Annotated in this window: 17 protein-coding genes; 14 read left to right on the plus strand and 3 right to left on the minus strand. The window is 60.3% G+C overall.

Annotated elements, in window-relative coordinates; translation table 11 throughout:
• Nucleotides 1-8 precede the first annotated feature (8 nt).
• The 5 genes from ruvA (at nt 9) to GDN47_RS01535 (ending at nt 3,811) form a co-directional block, all read left to right on the plus strand.
• Nucleotides 9-623 carry a Holliday junction branch migration protein RuvA gene (gene ruvA, locus GDN47_RS01515; protein ID WP_113330350.1) on the plus strand — a complete coding sequence of 205 codons (615 nt, stop codon included), beginning with the start codon at nt 9-11 and terminating at the stop codon, nt 621-623.
• Nucleotides 624-776: 153 nt separating this feature from the next.
• Nucleotides 777-1,817 carry a Holliday junction branch migration DNA helicase RuvB gene (ruvB, locus tag GDN47_RS01520; protein ID WP_113250509.1) on the plus strand — a complete coding sequence of 347 codons (1,041 nt, stop codon included), beginning with the start codon at nt 777-779 and terminating at the stop codon, nt 1,815-1,817.
• Nucleotides 1,818-2,720, plus strand: a complete 903-nt coding sequence (locus GDN47_RS01525; RefSeq protein WP_113330349.1) for a metallophosphoesterase — start codon at nt 1,818-1,820, stop codon at nt 2,718-2,720.
• Nucleotides 2,721-2,725: 5 nt separating this feature from the next.
• Nucleotides 2,726-3,235 carry an NUDIX hydrolase gene (locus tag GDN47_RS01530; protein WP_173002430.1) on the plus strand — a complete coding sequence of 170 codons (510 nt, stop codon included), beginning with the start codon at nt 2,726-2,728 and terminating at the stop codon, nt 3,233-3,235.
• Between the two features lie 12 nt (nt 3,236-3,247).
• The gene (locus tag GDN47_RS01535; RefSeq protein ID WP_145632013.1) at nt 3,248-3,811 is read left to right on the plus strand and encodes a DinB family protein; all 564 of its coding nucleotides are present in this window, start codon (nt 3,248-3,250) and stop codon (nt 3,809-3,811) included.
• Here the strand turns inward: GDN47_RS01535 and GDN47_RS01540 are convergent.
• Genes GDN47_RS01540 through GDN47_RS01550 form a run of 3 tightly spaced genes read right to left on the minus strand, consistent with a single transcriptional unit; the run spans nt 3,756 to nt 6,789 of the window.
• On the minus strand, nt 3,756-4,709 hold the full coding sequence (locus GDN47_RS01540; protein WP_145632015.1) for an NAD-dependent epimerase/dehydratase family protein: 954 nt from the start codon (nt 4,707-4,709) through the stop codon (nt 3,756-3,758). The two genes, GDN47_RS01535 and GDN47_RS01540, sit on opposite strands and share 56 nt — an antisense overlap.
• Complete coding sequence (locus GDN47_RS01545) at nt 4,706-5,569, minus strand: glycosyltransferase (protein WP_233788681.1); 864 nt, start codon at nt 5,567-5,569, stop codon at nt 4,706-4,708. The genes GDN47_RS01540 and GDN47_RS01545 overlap by 4 nt, the downstream gene beginning before the upstream one ends.
• Entirely contained in the window at nt 5,569-6,789 is a 1,221-nt protein-coding gene (locus tag GDN47_RS01550) for an NAD-dependent epimerase/dehydratase family protein (RefSeq protein WP_145632017.1), read from the minus strand. The genes GDN47_RS01545 and GDN47_RS01550 overlap by 1 nt, the downstream gene beginning before the upstream one ends.
• A gap of 135 nt (nt 6,790-6,924) precedes the next feature.
• Here GDN47_RS01550 and ybgC point away from each other — a divergent pair, with 135 nt between their 5' ends.
• The 9 genes from ybgC to tilS all read left to right on the plus strand — a co-directional run bounded on the left by ybgC (nt 6,925) and on the right by tilS (nt 15,174).
• Nucleotides 6,925-7,380 (plus strand): tol-pal system-associated acyl-CoA thioesterase, encoded by a 456-nt coding sequence (gene ybgC, locus GDN47_RS01555; RefSeq protein WP_069611881.1) that lies wholly within the window; start codon nt 6,925-6,927, stop codon nt 7,378-7,380.
• Between the two features lie 416 nt (nt 7,381-7,796).
• Complete coding sequence (gene tolQ, locus GDN47_RS01560) at nt 7,797-8,519, plus strand: protein TolQ (protein WP_047629119.1); 723 nt, start codon at nt 7,797-7,799, stop codon at nt 8,517-8,519.
• 27 nt (nt 8,520-8,546) lie between these two features.
• Nucleotides 8,547-9,005, plus strand: a complete 459-nt coding sequence (gene tolR / locus GDN47_RS01565; protein WP_069611827.1) for a protein TolR — start codon at nt 8,547-8,549, stop codon at nt 9,003-9,005.
• 9 nt (nt 9,006-9,014) lie between these two features.
• Nucleotides 9,015-10,238: a cell envelope integrity protein TolA gene (tolA, locus tag GDN47_RS01570; protein WP_113395227.1), complete on the plus strand. Its 1,224-nt coding sequence runs from the start codon at nt 9,015-9,017 to the stop codon at nt 10,236-10,238.
• Between the two features lie 68 nt (nt 10,239-10,306).
• A complete protein-coding gene (tolA, locus tag GDN47_RS01575) occupies nt 10,307-10,654 on the plus strand; it encodes a cell envelope integrity protein TolA (RefSeq protein ID WP_162746320.1) in 348 nt (115 codons plus the stop codon).
• A gap of 28 nt (nt 10,655-10,682) precedes the next feature.
• Nucleotides 10,683-11,987, plus strand: coding sequence for a Tol-Pal system beta propeller repeat protein TolB (gene tolB / locus GDN47_RS01580; RefSeq protein WP_069611824.1), 1,305 nt, complete (start codon nt 10,683-10,685; stop codon nt 11,985-11,987).
• Between the two features lie 153 nt (nt 11,988-12,140).
• Entirely contained in the window at nt 12,141-12,674 is a 534-nt protein-coding gene (pal, locus tag GDN47_RS01585) for a peptidoglycan-associated lipoprotein Pal (RefSeq protein WP_069611823.1), read from the plus strand.
• Between the two features lie 161 nt (nt 12,675-12,835).
• A complete protein-coding gene (ybgF, locus tag GDN47_RS01590) occupies nt 12,836-13,843 on the plus strand; it encodes a tol-pal system protein YbgF (RefSeq protein ID WP_069611822.1) in 1,008 nt (335 codons plus the stop codon).
• A 5-nt stretch (nt 13,844-13,848) separates the two neighbouring features.
• A complete protein-coding gene (gene tilS, locus GDN47_RS01595) occupies nt 13,849-15,174 on the plus strand; it encodes a tRNA lysidine(34) synthetase TilS (RefSeq protein WP_152092566.1) in 1,326 nt (441 codons plus the stop codon).
• Nucleotides 15,175-15,199: the final 25 nt, after the last annotated feature.

Genomic DNA, 15,199 nt, shown 5'->3' on the forward strand with positions numbered 1-15,199 from the left:
CATTATCCATGATCGGCAAGCTGAAAGGCACAATCGAAGAGATCGGCGAGGACTATGTGCTCGTGGACGTGCACGGCGTCTGCTACGTCGCCTATTGCTCGGCCCGGACGCTGTCGAAGCTCGGTTCCATCGGCGAGGCCTGCATTCTCTTCATCGAGACCTATGTCCGTGAAGACCAGATCCGCCTTTTCGGCTTCATGACGGCGCTGGAACGCGAATGGTTCAACATCGTGCAGACGGTTCAAGGCGTCGGCGCGAAGGTGGCGCTGGCGCTGCTGTCGACGCTGACGCCGGCCGAGCTGGCCAATGCGATCGCCTTGCAGGATCGCGCCGCCGTTTCGCGAGCGCCGGGTGTCGGTCCGAAGGTTGCGATGCGTATCGTGACGGAACTGAAGAACAAGGCCCCCGCTTTTGCTGGCGATGCCGCCAATATCGGGCTCAAGCAAGAGCTTGGGGAGGGTGTTGCCGCAGCACCCGTTGCCGACGCGGTTTCGGCGCTCACCAATCTCGGCTATTCCCGCGATCAGGCCGCCAACGCCATTGCCGCGGCGATGAAAACGGCCGGTGAGGGCGCCGACAGCGCAAAGCTGATCCGGCTCGGCTTGAAGGAACTGTCGCGGTGAGGCTTTGCACCTTCCGCAATCCTGACTATTGTCGCAACGTCGGGAGATCGACATGTGGTGCTTTGTTGTCGAAGACTATTTTGAGTGCGGCAGAACGAATGCTGCCTTCGGCGCGGGACCTGCGAAACGCATACCGGGAATGGAACCTCTGACATGAGTGAAGCCGCACGTCTGATATCGCCGGAAAAGCGGGGCGAAGACATCGATGCGACGCTCAGGCCGCAATCGCTGGACGAGTTTACCGGCCAGGCGGAAGCGCGCGCCAATCTGAAGGTCTTCATCGAAGCGGCCAAGGGCCGCGGTGAGGCGCTGGACCATGTGCTGTTCGTCGGCCCGCCCGGCCTCGGCAAGACGACGCTGGCGCAGATCATGGCAAAGGAACTCGGCGTCAATTTCCGCTCGACGTCCGGTCCGGTCATCGCCAAGGCGGGTGATCTTGCGGCGCTGCTCACCAATCTAGAAGAGCGGGACGTGCTCTTCATCGACGAAATCCATCGTCTCAATCCGGCTGTCGAGGAAATTCTTTATCCGGCGATGGAGGATTTCCAGCTCGATCTGATCATCGGCGAGGGCCCGGCGGCGCGTTCGGTGAAGATCGATCTCGCCAAGTTCACGCTGGTCGCCGCGACTACCCGCCTCGGCCTGCTGACAACGCCGCTGCGTGACCGTTTCGGCATTCCGGTGCGGTTGAGCTTCTATACGGTGGAGGAGCTGGAGCTGATCGTTCGGCGCGGTGCCAGGCTGATGGGCCTCGGTATGACCGACGAGGGCGCGCGCGAGATTGCAAGACGCGCTCGCGGCACGCCGCGCATTGCCGGCCGCTTGCTGCGTCGCGTGCGCGATTTCGCCGAAGTCGCCAAGGTCGAAGCGGTGACGCGCGAGATTGCCGACGAGGCCTTGACCCGGCTTCTCGTTGATAATGTTGGTTTCGACCAGCTCGACAAGCGCTACCTCAATATGATCGCGGTCAATTTTGGCGGCGGGCCTGTCGGTATCGAAACTATTGCAGCCGGGCTTTCCGAGCCGCGGGATGCCATCGAGGATATTATCGAGCCCTATATGATCCAGCAGGGCTTTATTCAGCGTACACCGCGCGGCCGTGTTTTGACTGCGATTGCCTGGAAACATCTCGGCATGCAGCCGCCCAAGGATTTGGAGGCCGCGCAGTTCGGGTTGTTCCGGGAGGAAGATTGAATGCTCGGCCGTCGTGCCTTCCTGAAGCTTTTCGGCGGCAGCATATTCGGATTGATGGCACTCGGGGGATATGCCCTCGGATACGAGCCGGTCGTTCGCCTTAACGTTACGCGTTATGCGCTGACTCCACCCGGATGGGCGCCTGGGCTCAAGCTCAGGATCGTCGCGCTTGCCGATTTCCATGCCTGCGAGCCGTGGATGAATGCCGAGCGCATTGCATCGATCTGTGCCCGCGCCAATGAGCTTGGTGGCGACATCATCTTGCTGCTCGGCGATTACACGTCAGGAACAGATCTCATTACCAACCGTGTCGATCATCGCATCTGGGCGGCAGAGCTCGCGAAGCTGAAGGCGCCGCTTGGCGTCCACGCCATTATCGGCAATCACGACTGGTGGCATGACGCGACCGCCCAGAGAACCGGTCATGGGCCGACATTCAGCCATCGGGCATTGGAAGCTGTCGGGATCGAAGTCTATTCCAATCGCGCGGCGCGCCTGGAGAAGAATGGACAAGGCTTCTGGCTTGCCGGCGTCGAGGACCAGTTGGCCTTGCGCCGCAGCATGCGCTGGAAGAGGCCGCTTACCAAAGGACTGGACGATCTCGGCGGCACGATGGCGCAGATCGGCGACGACGCACCGGTCATCCTTCTCGCCCATGAGCCAGATATCTTTCCTGCCGTTCCCCAGCGTGTCTCGCTCACTTTGTCGGGGCATACGCATGGCGGGCAGGTGAGGATTTTCGGCTGGTCGCCTTATTCGCCCTCGCGTTACGGTGACCGGTATGTTTATGGCCATATCGTCGAGGAGGAGCGCCATATTATCGTGTCCGGCGGCCTTGGCTGCTCCATCGCGCCGGTACGCTTCGGCGTGCCGCCTGAAATCGTCGTGATCGACGTGGGATAGGGATGATGTCGAAACGCAAGCTCATCAGATTGAATGCCGGTTCCCAGCGCTTCCAGATGCGCATCGCGGGGCTTGGATTTCGCGACGGCCATGTCCTGGTGCATCGCGCCGTGCATGAGACGTTTTGGACCTTTCCGGGCGGTCGGGCGGAGATCGGCGAGACCTCGGAGGAGACGTTACGGCGGGAAATGGTTGAGGAGCTTGGCGTCGAGGTTACGGTCAGGCGTCTGCTCTGGTCGGTCGAGAATTTCTTCCATTACGAAGAGATGGATTGGCATGAGCTCGGCCTCTACTACCTGATGGAGATTCCGGCGGATTTTCCCTTCGATCCCACGAAGATCGTGCATCGAATCCAGGATGGCGATGATGAGCTGGAGTTCAAATGGGTACGAGCGACGCGGGAAGCGCTGGTGGCGCTCGATATCCCGCCCTATTTCATCGCCGAAGAAATCGAAAACCTGCCGCTGATGTCTCGCCATCTCGTCTGGCGGGATGGTGATCTCGACAAGGCTTGAGGAGGAGGCTTTATGTCCGCTTTCGATCCGGTTCGCAGCTTTCGCAAGCTTGCCTATAACAGCGCATTGGCGAATGTCCGACTGCATCGTGCCTGTGCGGCCCTGCGGCCCGGCGAATTTGAGGCCAAGCGCGTGAGCTTCTTTCCGTCGATCAAGGCAACCCTCAATCATATTCTGACGGTGGACTGGTTCTATGTCGATGCGCTGGAAGGCGGGACTCTGGGCCTCAAAGCTTTTGACATCGAGGAGCCCTATGATCGGCTGGACGAGCTGAGCCAGGAACAGGCCGATGTCGATCGCAGGCTGGTCGCGTTCTGCGAGGCGCTGACGCCGGAGACTGCGATGTGGATCATCGATATCCAACGCGACGGCCGCATCCAGCGCGAGAGGGCGGATGATGTGCTGAACCATCTGTTCCAGCATCAGACGCATCATCGCGGTCAGGTGCATGCCATGCTGGCCGGAACCAGCGTCGCGCCGCCGCAGCTCGACGAGTTCATCGTTTCAGACGATGCGCGCTTCAGGGGCGATGAATTGGCAGCGCTTGGTTGGGACGAAACGAAGCTGATGCGTTGATACCGGCCTTTTGGTGCGCCGATTTAGCCAGTGTCTCTATTGTTTGCTTGAGCAGGGCCTTTCCGCCGCCTCGCCAGCCAAGGGCTTGGATTTTTGACGTATCCATGACATTGACTGCGCCGCGCTCCGCTGGAACTGGCGGCGCGTGTGGACAGCCGGTTGCTGTCTGGAGGTGGCTAAGGATCTCGCGCGTGTCGGTCAGAATATCCGACAAGTTGAAGGCCTCACCGTCCATGCGGCCGGCTTCTGTTTCCAGCAGAAGACGAACCGCACGACCGAGGTCGCGGCCGTGAACCTCGGTTCCTGACCGGAAAGGAACCGGCTTGCCATCCAGATAATCGTCGAACAGGTCATCCCATTTATTGGGCCGCAGGTCACCATAGACGCCCGTCGCCCTCAAGCTCGCGGTTATGAAACCGGGTGCGGACAGAGAAAAAAGTGCGTGTTCGGCGTCGCGCTTCACCTCGCCGTAGAGCGTGTTTGGCATCGGCTTGATCGCCTCGGTCAGCTCCTCTCCGGAAATCCCGTCTCCATAGACGGCGCGGGAGGAGAGAAAGATGCAGCGACGCATGCCGGCCTTCCGCGCCGTCTCGAACAACTTAACCGTCCCATTGAGATTGAGCCGGCGAAAGCCTTCCGGATCTTCCCCTTCGCCACCGCGATATTTACCGGCTACATGGCTAAAGGCGGCGTGCACAAAAAAATAGGCATCGTCGAAAGCGCCGCTCTGATTTCCCGTCGGATCAAGGCTTAAGGGGACAAAAGAGACAGGCTGCGAAAAGAGGCCCGAGGGAGGCGGATTGCGCCCGCCGATCGCAACCTTGTATCCGGCTGATAGCAGCTCTTCGGCGATGTATCGGCCGACGAGGCCTGTTCCGCCCGAGATGAGGACCTTCATGCCGCGGCCTGCGGATTTGTAAGTGTAGCGATATCGGGCAGGTTCCGGCCGGTATGGAAGCTATGCCACAGCTCGATCAGCGGTCTCAGCTGCTCGGCCTTGGGATGGTTTTCCTCCCAGGGCTTTTCATATTGATAGTGCAGGATCGAGACGCTGTTCCAGTTCCAGAGCTCAGGCATGCTGAACCAGACATATTGCAGCATGTTCATGAAGATGGGCAGTCCGTGCCAATCCGGGAAGAAGGCCTCGAGAAAGGTCTGGTCCGTGCGCCGCCAGAAGACGTCGGGGCGATCGAGCAGTTCCAGCATGTGCCGAAAGGTCGCAAGCGACGGCTTGGCGACGAAGACGCCGGAATTCAACCGATGGAAATCCGCAAGGCTTTCGTAGACGTTCGGTGCTGCCGAAAATTCCGGATAGTCGAAGAGCCTATCGACATTGCGCAGCACCAGAGCATCTGCATCGATGAAGACACAAGTGTCATATTCGATCAGCTGCCAGAGCCGCAGTTTGCAGAAATTGTCGAGCGGCGTGTGGAAGGAAGGCTTGCGACCCTTGGTAAAGGGGGCGGCGGTGTGCAGGTTGCCGCGGGCATGCCGCTCGTTGAAGGCATCCGACAAGGGAAGATGCTCGACTTCCACCAGCCGGCAGTCGAGTGCTGCCAATGGGGCGAGGTCGTTTTCGCTAACCCCTTCCGTATGCAGCACGACGATATCGGCCTTGGTGCCGCTGTGGACGATCGAGCGCGCCAGCGCAACGGCACCCATCGCGTAGTCGGCGTTCGTGACCAGTGTCACAAACGCCTGGCCGGCGCGGGGCCGGGTTTGCGGGCGCAATCCCTGCAGCATTTCGCTACCCGGCATCATGACACGGATTTCAACCTCTTGCCTTCGGGATCATGGTTGACCGTCGCGGCGAGATCCTTGGTCCAGGCAGAGATGGCCGGCACGCGCGAGCGGTCGACGCGATAGGCATATTTCTTGGCGACATCGACGATTTCGCCGAGGAGACCCGCCTCGAGTGTAATCGGCGCCAGGCCGAGATCGAGGAATTTGTCGTTCTTGACGATCAGCTCGTTCTCCGGAGCTTCCTTGCGCGGATTGGGCAGGCGCACGACTTCCGCGCCGCTCATCTTGGCGATCATCTCGGCGAGATCGCGCACGCGATGCGTTTCCGTCATCTGGTTGAAGATTTCGACGCGGGCGCCGCGGGCCGGCGGGTTCTTTAGCGCCAGTTCGATGCAGCGCACCGAGTCCTGGATATGGATGAAGGCGCGGGTCTGGCCGCCGGTGCCGTGTACGGTCAAGGGATAGCCGATCGCCGCCTGGATGAGGAAGCGGTTGAGCACCGTTCCATAGTCGCCGTCATAGTCGAAACGGTTGATCAATTGTTCGTGACGGCGCGTCTGCTCCGTATGGGTCCCCCAGACGATGCCCTGATGCAGATCGGTAATCCTCAGCCCGTCATTCTTGGCATAAAACTGAAAGAGCAGCTGATCGAGGCACTTCGTCATATGGTAGATGGAGCCAGGATTGGCCGGATAGAGGATCTCCTGGCTGACGGTGCGGCCATCGGTCGTCTCGATGCCGACCGGTAGATAGCCTTCGGGGATAGCGGCGCCGATCGTCGAATAGCCATAGACGCCCATCGTGCCGAGATGCACGAGATGCGAGTCGAGGTTGAGCTCGACGAGCGCGTTCAGGAGATTATGCGTGGCGTTGACGTTGTTGTTGACCGTGTAGTTCTTGTGCCGGTCGCTCTTCATCGAATAGGGGGCGGCGCGCTGCTCGGCGAAATGCACGATGGCATCGGGGCGATGCTCGGCCAGCCACTTCTTCAGGAGCTCATAGTCCTTGGCCAAATCGATCAGGTGGAAATGGATCCGGCGGCCAGTTTCGGCGTGCCATATGCGGGTGCGTTCCTGAATCGAATCCATCGGCGTCAGCGACTGGACACCCAGCTCGGTATCGATCCATCGGCGAGAGAGATTATCGAGGATGTGGATCTCATGACCGGCGTCGGAGAGGTGAAGAGAGGTTGGCCAACCGATGAATCCGTCACCGCCCATAACCGCAATTTTCATAGGATCTTCCTTCCATGCCGATCCGCTAGCCGGTGCGATTCCGGATAGTCGGAGTTTATGACAATTGTTCAAAGCTTGCTTGATGGCAGAACTTCGGCCAAAGAGGTGCCGGACATTCAAGGAGATGCGGCAACGATGAACAGCCCCTTTCTGATTGCTGGGGAACTGGAAGCCGGAAGCCACCGGCTGGTGCAGCGAGTCTACTATGAGGATACGGATTTTTCCGGGCTCGTCTATCACGCGCGCTACCTTCATTTCCTCGAGCGGGGACGCACGGACTATCTGCGTTGTCTCGGCGTGGAACAGCGTGAACTCCTGAATGCCGACGAGGAGGGGCTGGTTTTCGTTGTCCATCGCATGGAGATCGATTTCAAGGGGCCGGCGCGCATGGATGACGTGCTGACGATCCGGACCGTCACCGAAAAGGCTGGCGGCGCCAAGATGGTACTGTCCCAGGAGATCCGGCGCGACGATATGCTGCTGATAGCAGCCAAGGTCATCATCGCTGTCATCAACGCCAAGGGGCGCCCGCGCCGGCTGCCGGAAAAGCTGGCGGCACAGATGCTGACCGCATCGGAAAGTGCCGGTTGAACTCAAGTTCTCCTCGATCGGTGACGACGGTCTCGTCGAGGGCCGACGGTGATTGGCAACTGGCAGCTTGCAATAACTTGAGTTTTATGTGAAGGAATTCGCCGCGCAAGATTTGTCTGCGTTTGCCGCCGGTTTCGTCCGGTCAGTTCTTCCCTGGAGCTAGAATAACCTTCGCCGCCGTTAAATCCTTCATGTTTCGACGCTAACATTCTTTTAACCATAATAGTGTCTTACTGGTTATGTCGGAGTTTGTGCGGTGCACGCCTTCCTTTGACCAAATTTGACGGCAAGAAGGCAGTTGTAAGCTTGGAAGGCTTGACCAGGGCGTTCAGCGGCGGCTGCCAAACAATTCTTGTGAGATCACTTTTAGCCGCCCGGTCTAGCGCCGGGCGTTTGGATTCGGGGATTTTGGATCAATGGAACAAGTAGCACTGGCAGCGGCCACCACACCGGACATCACCCTCTGGTCGCTCTTCATGCAGGCGGGCCTGGTGGTCAAGCTCGTTATGATCGGCCTGCTGGCAGCGTCCGTATGGACCTGGGCGATCGTCATCGACAAATATCTGAGCTACGCGCGGGCACGCAGGCAGTTCGATCATTTCGAGCAGGTCTTCTGGTCTGGCCAGTCGCTCGAAGAGCTCTACCGCACGCTTTCGGAGCGCAACAATACGGGCCTCAGCGCCATCTTCGTCGCGGCCATGCGCGAATGGAAGAAATCCTTCGAGCGCGGCGCCCGTTCGCCGATCGGCCTGCAGATGCGTATCGACCGCGCCATGGACGTGACGCTCGCGCGTGAATCGGAACATCTGGTCGCCCGCCTGGGTTCGCTTGCCACCATCGGTTCGGCTGGCCCGTTCATCGGTCTCTTCGGCACCGTCGTTGGTATCATGACCTCGTTCCAGGCGATCGCCGGTTCGAAGTCGACCAACCTTGCGGTCGTTGCGCCGGGTATCGCCGAAGCGCTGCTCGCGACCGCCATCGGTCTGGTCGCGGCTATTCCCGCGGTTATCGCCTACAACAAGTTCTCGGCCGATGCCGGCAAGCTCTCGGGGCGCATGGAAGGTTTTGCGGATGAATTCTCCGCCATTCTTTCGCGTCAGATCGATGAGAAGCTGCAGCCGCGTCAGGCAGCACAGTAAGTAGCGGACAGAACCGGAGTAATTCACATGGCAATGTCTGTTGGAGGCAAGGGTGGCGGCGGTGGCCGCCGAGGCGGTCGTCGCGGCGGCGGCCGGGGCGGCCCGATCGCCGATATCAACGTGACGCCGCTGGTCGACGTCATGCTCGTGCTGCTGATCATCTTCATGGTGGCGGCGCCGATGATGACGTCGGGCGTGCCGATCGACCTGCCGCAAACGCAGGCGGGCGCGCTGAACGCCCAGACCCAGCCCATCACCATCTCGATCAAGGCAGATGGCCAGGTGTTCCTGCAGGAAACGCAGATCGACGTCGCCGAAATCGCCGCCAAGCTGCAGGCGATCGCGACCACGGGCTACAACGAACGCATTTTCGTGCGTGGCGACGGCAAGGCGCCCTACGGCGTAATTGCCGACGTCATGTCGCGCATCCAGGAAGCCGGTTACAAGAATATCGGCCTGGTTACGCAGCAGATAACGGACCACTGACGAACCGACATGAAGCGCAGTCTTGCTACCTCTGCTGTCATTCACATCCTGGTGCTGATCGGCGCCATGGTGACGCTGAGTGCGCCGGCGCCGCTTGAGACGCCGGAAAGCACGGCGATGGATGTCGATATCGTGACGGCGGATCAGCTGCAGCAGGGCGAAAAGAAGGCGCCGGTGACGGATCACGCCGCACGCAAGCCGACGACCAAGCAGGATCAGGTCGCCAACGCCCAGAATACCGGCGAGAACAAAGTCGACATCAAGAACCCGGTCGTGCCGACGCAAAGGCCGGAGAGCGAGACTGCGGCCCTGGCGCCGAAAAAGGTGGATGCGCCCGTTCCGCAGGACGATCCGAAGCCGAACGACGTCAAGACGATCGAACAGAAGGAAACGGAGGCTGCGCCCAAGGAAGTGGCCGCCATTCCGCAGCAGAAGCCGGATGTAGTGCCGACGCCGAAGCCCGATCCCACGCCGCCGACCCCGAAGGCCGACGCCACGCCGACCCCGCCGACGCCGCAGCCGACGGAGCAAGCTGAAATTCAGCTGCCAAACAACGTCCCTGTGCCGGATGTGAAGCCGCAGCCGACGCCGCCGAAGGCTGCCGAGCCGAAGCCGGAAGTAAAGCCGACGCCGAAGCCGGACGTGAAGGTCGCCGACGCCAAGCCGACGGACAAGACAACGACGCAGAGTACAAGCAAGACCACCTCGGCAGACGACGGCAAGAAGGACGCCGACAAGAAGCGCCAGACTCCAAAGGCCTCCAGCAAGGGCCTTGACGATGGTCTCGCCGATCAGATCAACGATCTTCTCAACAACACCTCGTCGAAAGGCGGCGCGAAGCGCTCATCGCAGCAGGCTTCCGCAGGCGCCGATACCCAGGTCGCTTCGCTTGGCGGCAAGAAGTCGCTTGGCGCCGGAAAGCTCAGCCAGAGCCAGCAGGACGGTTTGCGCGATCTGATCCAGAAATACTGGAACCTCCCACCCGGCCTTGAAGGCGCTGGCGACGTGCGAATCAAGGTGCACTTCAAGCTCGACAAATCCGGACAGATCGTCGGTCAGCCGGAAGCCACGACGAATGGCGGACCGGCTTCGACACAAGGTGCCATGCAATCTGCCGCTGTACGCGCGGTTCTTCGCGCGCAATCGGAGTTCATGACGATTCTTCCGGCGGACAAATATGAGGATTGGCAGGAAGTCGTCGTCAACTTCAGCGCAGCGGATCTGGGGATGTGATGCGGGGAGTGCGGCTTTTGACGAACCACTGTCCCCGTCTCGGCATGAGCTTGCTTGCGGCTTTGGGGATGATGTTGGCTAGTTCCATGTCGGTGCAGGCTGCAAGCCCTACGCAGCCGCATGAAAATTCGACCAGGGACAGTATCCGCTACGCCGTCGCGAGAAACTGGAACGTCGCTCCCGGCCTGGAGGGTGCGAAGCATGTCCGTGTCCATGTGCATCTCAAGCTCAGCCGAAGCGGAGAAATCGTGGGCGCGCCAAAGGTTACCGTAACCGGCGGTCCCAAGGCGACACAGCAAGCCATCGCGGCAAGCGCAATGCGAGCCGTGCTCCGGGCTGCCCCGCTCAAGAATCTGCCAACAGATCACTATGACGACTGGAAAGAAGTCACCCTCAACTTCGAACCGGCTCTCTGACGAATTAATGCTGAAAGGCTTGATACATATGATCAGAAACTCCCTCGTTCGTCTCCTGCTGGTGCTAGCAGGCTTGATGGCTGTGGCATCCACTCCGGCCTATGCCGTGGTCGAGCTCAACATCAACAAGGGCAACGTCCAGCCCATGCCGATCGCTATCACAGACCTTCTGTCGAATGATACGCTCGGCCCGCAGATCTCGAGCGTGATCGCCGCCGACCTGCAGCGCTCCGGACTGTTCGCTCCGATCAACAAGCAGGCCTTCATCGAGAAGATCACCAATCCGGATTCGACCCCGCGCTTCCAGGACTGGACCTCGATCAACGCGCAGGCTCTCGTGACCGGCCGCGTCACGCAGGAAGGCGGCCGCCTTCGCGCCGAATTCCGCCTCTGGGATACGTTCGGCAACAGCCAGATGATCGGCCAGCAGTTTTTCGCCCAGCCGGATAACTGGCGCCGTGTCGCGCATATCATCGCCGATGCGATCTATCAGAAGATCACCGGCGAAAAGGGCTATTTCGATACCCGCGTCGTTTTCGTCGCCGAAAGCGGCCCGAAGACGGCCCGCAAGACGCAGCTCGGCATCATGGATCAGGACGGCGCCAATGTGCGCATGCTGACCGACGGCAGTGACCTCGTGCTGACGCCACGCTTCTCGCCGAACCGGCAGGAAGTGACCTACATGTCTTTCGCCAACCAGCAGCCGCGCGTCTATCTGCTGCAGCTGCAGACGGGCCAGCGCGAACTGGTCGGCAACTTCCCCGGCATGACCTTTTCGCCGCGCTTCTCGCCGGACGGGCAGCGCGTGATCATGAGTCTGCAGCAGGAAGGCAATGCCAATATCTACACGATGGACCTGCGCTCGCGCACCACGACACGCCTGACCTCGACGGCCGCGATCGATACCTCGCCGTCCTATTCGCCCGATGGCACGCAGGTTGCCTTCGAAAGCGACCGCGGTGGACAGCCACAGATCTATGTCATGAATGCCGATGGCTCCAACCAGCGCCGCATCTCGTTTGGTAACGGCTCCTACTCCACGCCGGTTTGGTCGCCGCGCGGTGATCTCATCGCCTTCACCAAGCGTGCCGGCGGCAATTTTTCCATCGGTGTCATGAAGCCGGACGGTTCCGGTGAGCGAATCCTGACCTCCGGCTCCTACAGCGAGGGACCGACCTGGGCGCCAAACGGCCGCGTCATCATGTTCTTCCGCGCGCCGTCCGGCGCAAGCGGGCCGCAAATTTATTCGATCGACCTGACCGGTTATAACGAACAGAAGATCCCGACGCCGGGCTTCGCTTCGGACCCGGCATGGTCGCCGCTTCTCGAGTAATGAAGGGCTCGCCACTTTATCGCCGCAAAGTCCTGTGACTGGACCGTTTGGCGACAATTTTAGGACATCATTAACCATACTTGTTGGAATCGGATTAACCGAACCCGGTTACAGTCTGGCAACCCTGATAGAGACTTATAGGAGAGACCGGCCATGAGCCGTACCGCAACCCAGGCCGTTGGCCACATGCAAAACCTCGCACGCAACCCGATCATGATCGCGCTTTTCGTCGGCCTTTCTCTGGCTGGCTGCGCTTCCAAGAAGGGTCTGCCGAACGATGCCAACGGTCTTGGCCTGAACGGTGCCGGCAATGCTACTCCGGGCTCGCCGCAGGACTTCACGGTCAATGTCGGCGACCGCGTTTTCTTCGTTGTTGATAGCTCCTCCATCAGCTCCGAAGCTGCCCAGACGCTCGATCGTCAGGCCCAGTGGCTCGCCCGTTATCCGAACTACTCCATCACGGTCGAAGGTCATGCCGACGAGACCGGCACGCGCGAGTACAACCTTGCTCTTGGCGCACGTCGCGCAGCAGCTGCGAAAAACTACCTCGCTTCGCGCGGTGTTCCCGCGAACCGCATGAAGACGATTTCCTACGGCAAGGAGCGCCCGGTCGCTACTTGCGACAACGAATCCTGCTGGTCGCAGAACCGCCGCGCTGTCACCGTGCTCAACGGCGCCGGCTCCTGATAGGCGAAGAAAGACTGATCGAAATGCAAAAGGCGGCCTCCTGGCCGCCTTTACTTTTTTGACCACACTTTGGCCGAACTCCGTTGCTTTTTGAGAGTAATTGTAAAAATCTCCTGTTCGAGCCCTCCGGCCCGAAGAATCAATAGGACAGGACGATCCATATGAAAAAACTTGTCGTGGCGAGCATGCTTTGTCTCGCTGCCGTCGTGGGTAGCGAACGCGATGCTTCTGCCTTGTCGTTGTTCGGAATCCATCTCGGGGGCCGCGAGGCTTCCGCGCAATCGGCTTCCGGCAATTCCCAAAGACAAGCACAATACGGCCAGGCGCCGGTCATCAACGTTCAAAACAGCGATGCCGAAGTTCGCCTGCAGCAGCTTGAGGACCAGATGCGCCAGCTGAATGGCCGTGTCGAGGAAATGAGCTATCAGCTGTTGCAGATGCAGGAGACGATCCGCAAGGCGCAGGAAGACAATGAATTCCGCTTCCAGCAGCTTGAAAAGCGCGGCGGCGGTGCTGCGCCGGCTGCCGGTGGGACGATGAAGAAGAGCGAGGCCGACGTGCCCGCGCAGAGCGGCGGCCAGCAGGACGATATTGCCGGCGTCATTACCGATTCGCAGAACGGCAGCGCCGCGCCGCGCGGCGCCGGCGGTGGCAAGCCGCCGAGCCAGCTTGGCTCTATCCAGTTCGACCAGAGCGGCGATCAGATCGGTTCCTCGATGACGGGGGCCAACAATGGTTCGGGCGCGCCGCCAAGCGCGGGCTCCGGCTCGCAGACGGCTTCGCTCGGCAGCGAGAACGACCAATACAAGGCTGCCTACGGTCATGTCCTGTCCGGCGACTATAGCGTCGCCGAACAGGAGTTCCGTCAGTATCTCGACAGCTACCCGAGCAGCTCCCGGGCTGCGGATGCGAATTTCTGGCTCGGCGAAGCGCTTTATTCGCAAGGCAAGTATAACGAGGCCGCCAAGACTTTTCTGAATGCGCATCAGAAATATAGCACCTCCGAAAAGGCGCCCGAAATGCTGCTGAAGCTCGGCATGTCGCTCGCGGCGCTCGACAACAAGGACACGGCCTGCGCCACGCTTCGCGAAGTGACCAAGCGTTATCCCAAGGCCTCCAAGGCTGTGACCGGCAAGGTTGCCAGCGAAGAGAAGCGGCTTGCCTGCTGATTGCCATGCCCATTGACGCTGTGACCAGCGGTGCCACAGTCCTGATGCCCGAAGCCGCCGCGACGGAATTTCTTCATTCTCTTTCGAAGCCTGCTCATGTTCTGGTCGCCGTTTCCGGCGGCAGTGATTCCACCGGGCTTCTGATTGCCCTTGCCGAGCGGCTGAAATCTCATCCTCACAAAGATATTACTCTGAGCGCTGCGACCATCGATCATGGTCTGCGCGCCGCAGCAGCAGATGAGGCGCGCGAGGTCGCGGCATTCTGTGCTTCGCGCGGCATTCCGCATTTCGTCCGCCGCTGGGAGGGGGAAAAGCCCGAGACCGGCATCATGGCGGCTGCGCGTGAAGCGCGCTACGGATTGCTCGCAGACCTGGCCTCCGATATTTCGGCCGATGTGATCGTAACAGCCCATACGCTTGATGATCAGCGCGAGACGATGGCGATGCGCAGCGCGCGCCGCGGGCAGGGCGGTCATGGCACAGGCATTGCTGATGCGGTCTTGTTCGATCGGCGCATCTGGATCGTCAGGCCGTTTCTCGCCTGTCGGCGGGCGGATATCAGGACCTTTCTCGGGAGGCATGGCCTATCCTGGTTCGACGACCCGAGCAATGAGGATATAAAATACGAGCGTGTGCGTACGCGCAGAGATCTCCAAGCGGAGCCGATGGCTGGTGTGCCTGTGGATATCGGCGCCGATCGCGCAGCTCTTTCCGAGAGAGCGGCTGCATGGCTCGATGATTGGGTCACAATTCACGCACAGGCGTCTTGTGTCATCGATCGAGCCGGACTTTCGGCGGATCGGGCAGCTGTCGCTTATGCGCTTTCCTATCTTGCTGCCGTCTTCGGCGGCAAGGCGTATGCGCCTGGACATGTGCAAATGGAGCGCGTTCTCGAATTTGTGAACAGTGCCAGCCCCGGTCGACGTACGGCCGGCGGCGTGGTCTTCGACCTCAGGCGCGATGGACTCTATCTTATGCGGGAAAGCCGCAATATCGCGCCGCTGAGGCTGTTGCCGGGCGAGAAAGGCATTTGGGACGGTCGTTTCGAGATCAGTAATTCGGGCAACGCCCCGGTTCGGATTGTCGCAGCAGGCACGGAAAATATGATTATTTTTCCGGCGACTATGCCGAAGGGCGTGGTGCTGCGCGCCCGGGCGGCGATGCCGCTCGCGGTGACGGAAGGGGAGGCAAAGGCGGCAGCGGTGACGGTTGTGCCCTATCTTGCGCCCTTCGACCGCTTTTTGACACGATTTGACCTCACATTCGCCAATCGCCTTTCTGCGGCCTTTGGCCGCGAAGCCTATATGCGGCTGCCGCTTTCGGTCCTATAGACGGAAAAAACATGCGGCGATGCGG

Origin of the sequence: Martinezella dioscoreae (assembly GCF_009176305.1) — a bacterium.
GTDB classification, from domain to species: domain Bacteria; phylum Pseudomonadota; class Alphaproteobacteria; order Rhizobiales; family Rhizobiaceae; genus Rhizobium; species Rhizobium dioscoreae.

Bases quoted from the DNA above. Each gene is read 5' to 3' on its own strand.
- GDN47_RS01540 (WP_145632015.1), bottom strand. From the start codon at position 4,709: ATGAAGGTCCTCATCTCGGGCGGAACAGGCCTCGTCGGCCGATACATC.
- GDN47_RS01545 (WP_233788681.1), bottom strand. From the start codon at position 5,569: ATGCCGGGTAGCGAAATGCTGCAGGGATTGCGCCCGCAAACCCGGCCC.
- tolA (WP_113395227.1), top strand. From the start codon at position 9,015: ATGAAGCGCAGTCTTGCTACCTCTGCTGTCATTCACATCCTGGTGCTG.
- GDN47_RS01530 (WP_173002430.1), top strand. From the start codon at position 2,726: ATGTCGAAACGCAAGCTCATCAGATTGAATGCCGGTTCCCAGCGCTTC.
- tolB (WP_069611824.1), top strand. From the start codon at position 10,683: ATGATCAGAAACTCCCTCGTTCGTCTCCTGCTGGTGCTAGCAGGCTTG.
- ruvA (WP_113330350.1), top strand. From the start codon at position 9: ATGATCGGCAAGCTGAAAGGCACAATCGAAGAGATCGGCGAGGACTAT.
- ybgF (WP_069611822.1), top strand. From the start codon at position 12,836: ATGAAAAAACTTGTCGTGGCGAGCATGCTTTGTCTCGCTGCCGTCGTG.
- GDN47_RS01525 (WP_113330349.1), top strand. From the start codon at position 1,818: ATGCTCGGCCGTCGTGCCTTCCTGAAGCTTTTCGGCGGCAGCATATTC.
- tilS (WP_152092566.1), top strand. From the start codon at position 13,849: ATGCCCATTGACGCTGTGACCAGCGGTGCCACAGTCCTGATGCCCGAA.
- GDN47_RS01535 (WP_145632013.1), top strand. From the start codon at position 3,248: ATGTCCGCTTTCGATCCGGTTCGCAGCTTTCGCAAGCTTGCCTATAAC.
- tolA (WP_162746320.1), top strand. From the start codon at position 10,307: ATGATGTTGGCTAGTTCCATGTCGGTGCAGGCTGCAAGCCCTACGCAG.
- ruvB (WP_113250509.1), top strand. From the start codon at position 777: ATGAGTGAAGCCGCACGTCTGATATCGCCGGAAAAGCGGGGCGAAGAC.
- tolQ (WP_047629119.1), top strand. From the start codon at position 7,797: ATGGAACAAGTAGCACTGGCAGCGGCCACCACACCGGACATCACCCTC.
- pal (WP_069611823.1), top strand. From the start codon at position 12,141: ATGAGCCGTACCGCAACCCAGGCCGTTGGCCACATGCAAAACCTCGCA.
- ybgC (WP_069611881.1), top strand. From the start codon at position 6,925: ATGAACAGCCCCTTTCTGATTGCTGGGGAACTGGAAGCCGGAAGCCAC.
- GDN47_RS01550 (WP_145632017.1), bottom strand. From the start codon at position 6,789: ATGAAAATTGCGGTTATGGGCGGTGACGGATTCATCGGTTGGCCAACC.
- tolR (WP_069611827.1), top strand. From the start codon at position 8,547: ATGGCAATGTCTGTTGGAGGCAAGGGTGGCGGCGGTGGCCGCCGAGGC.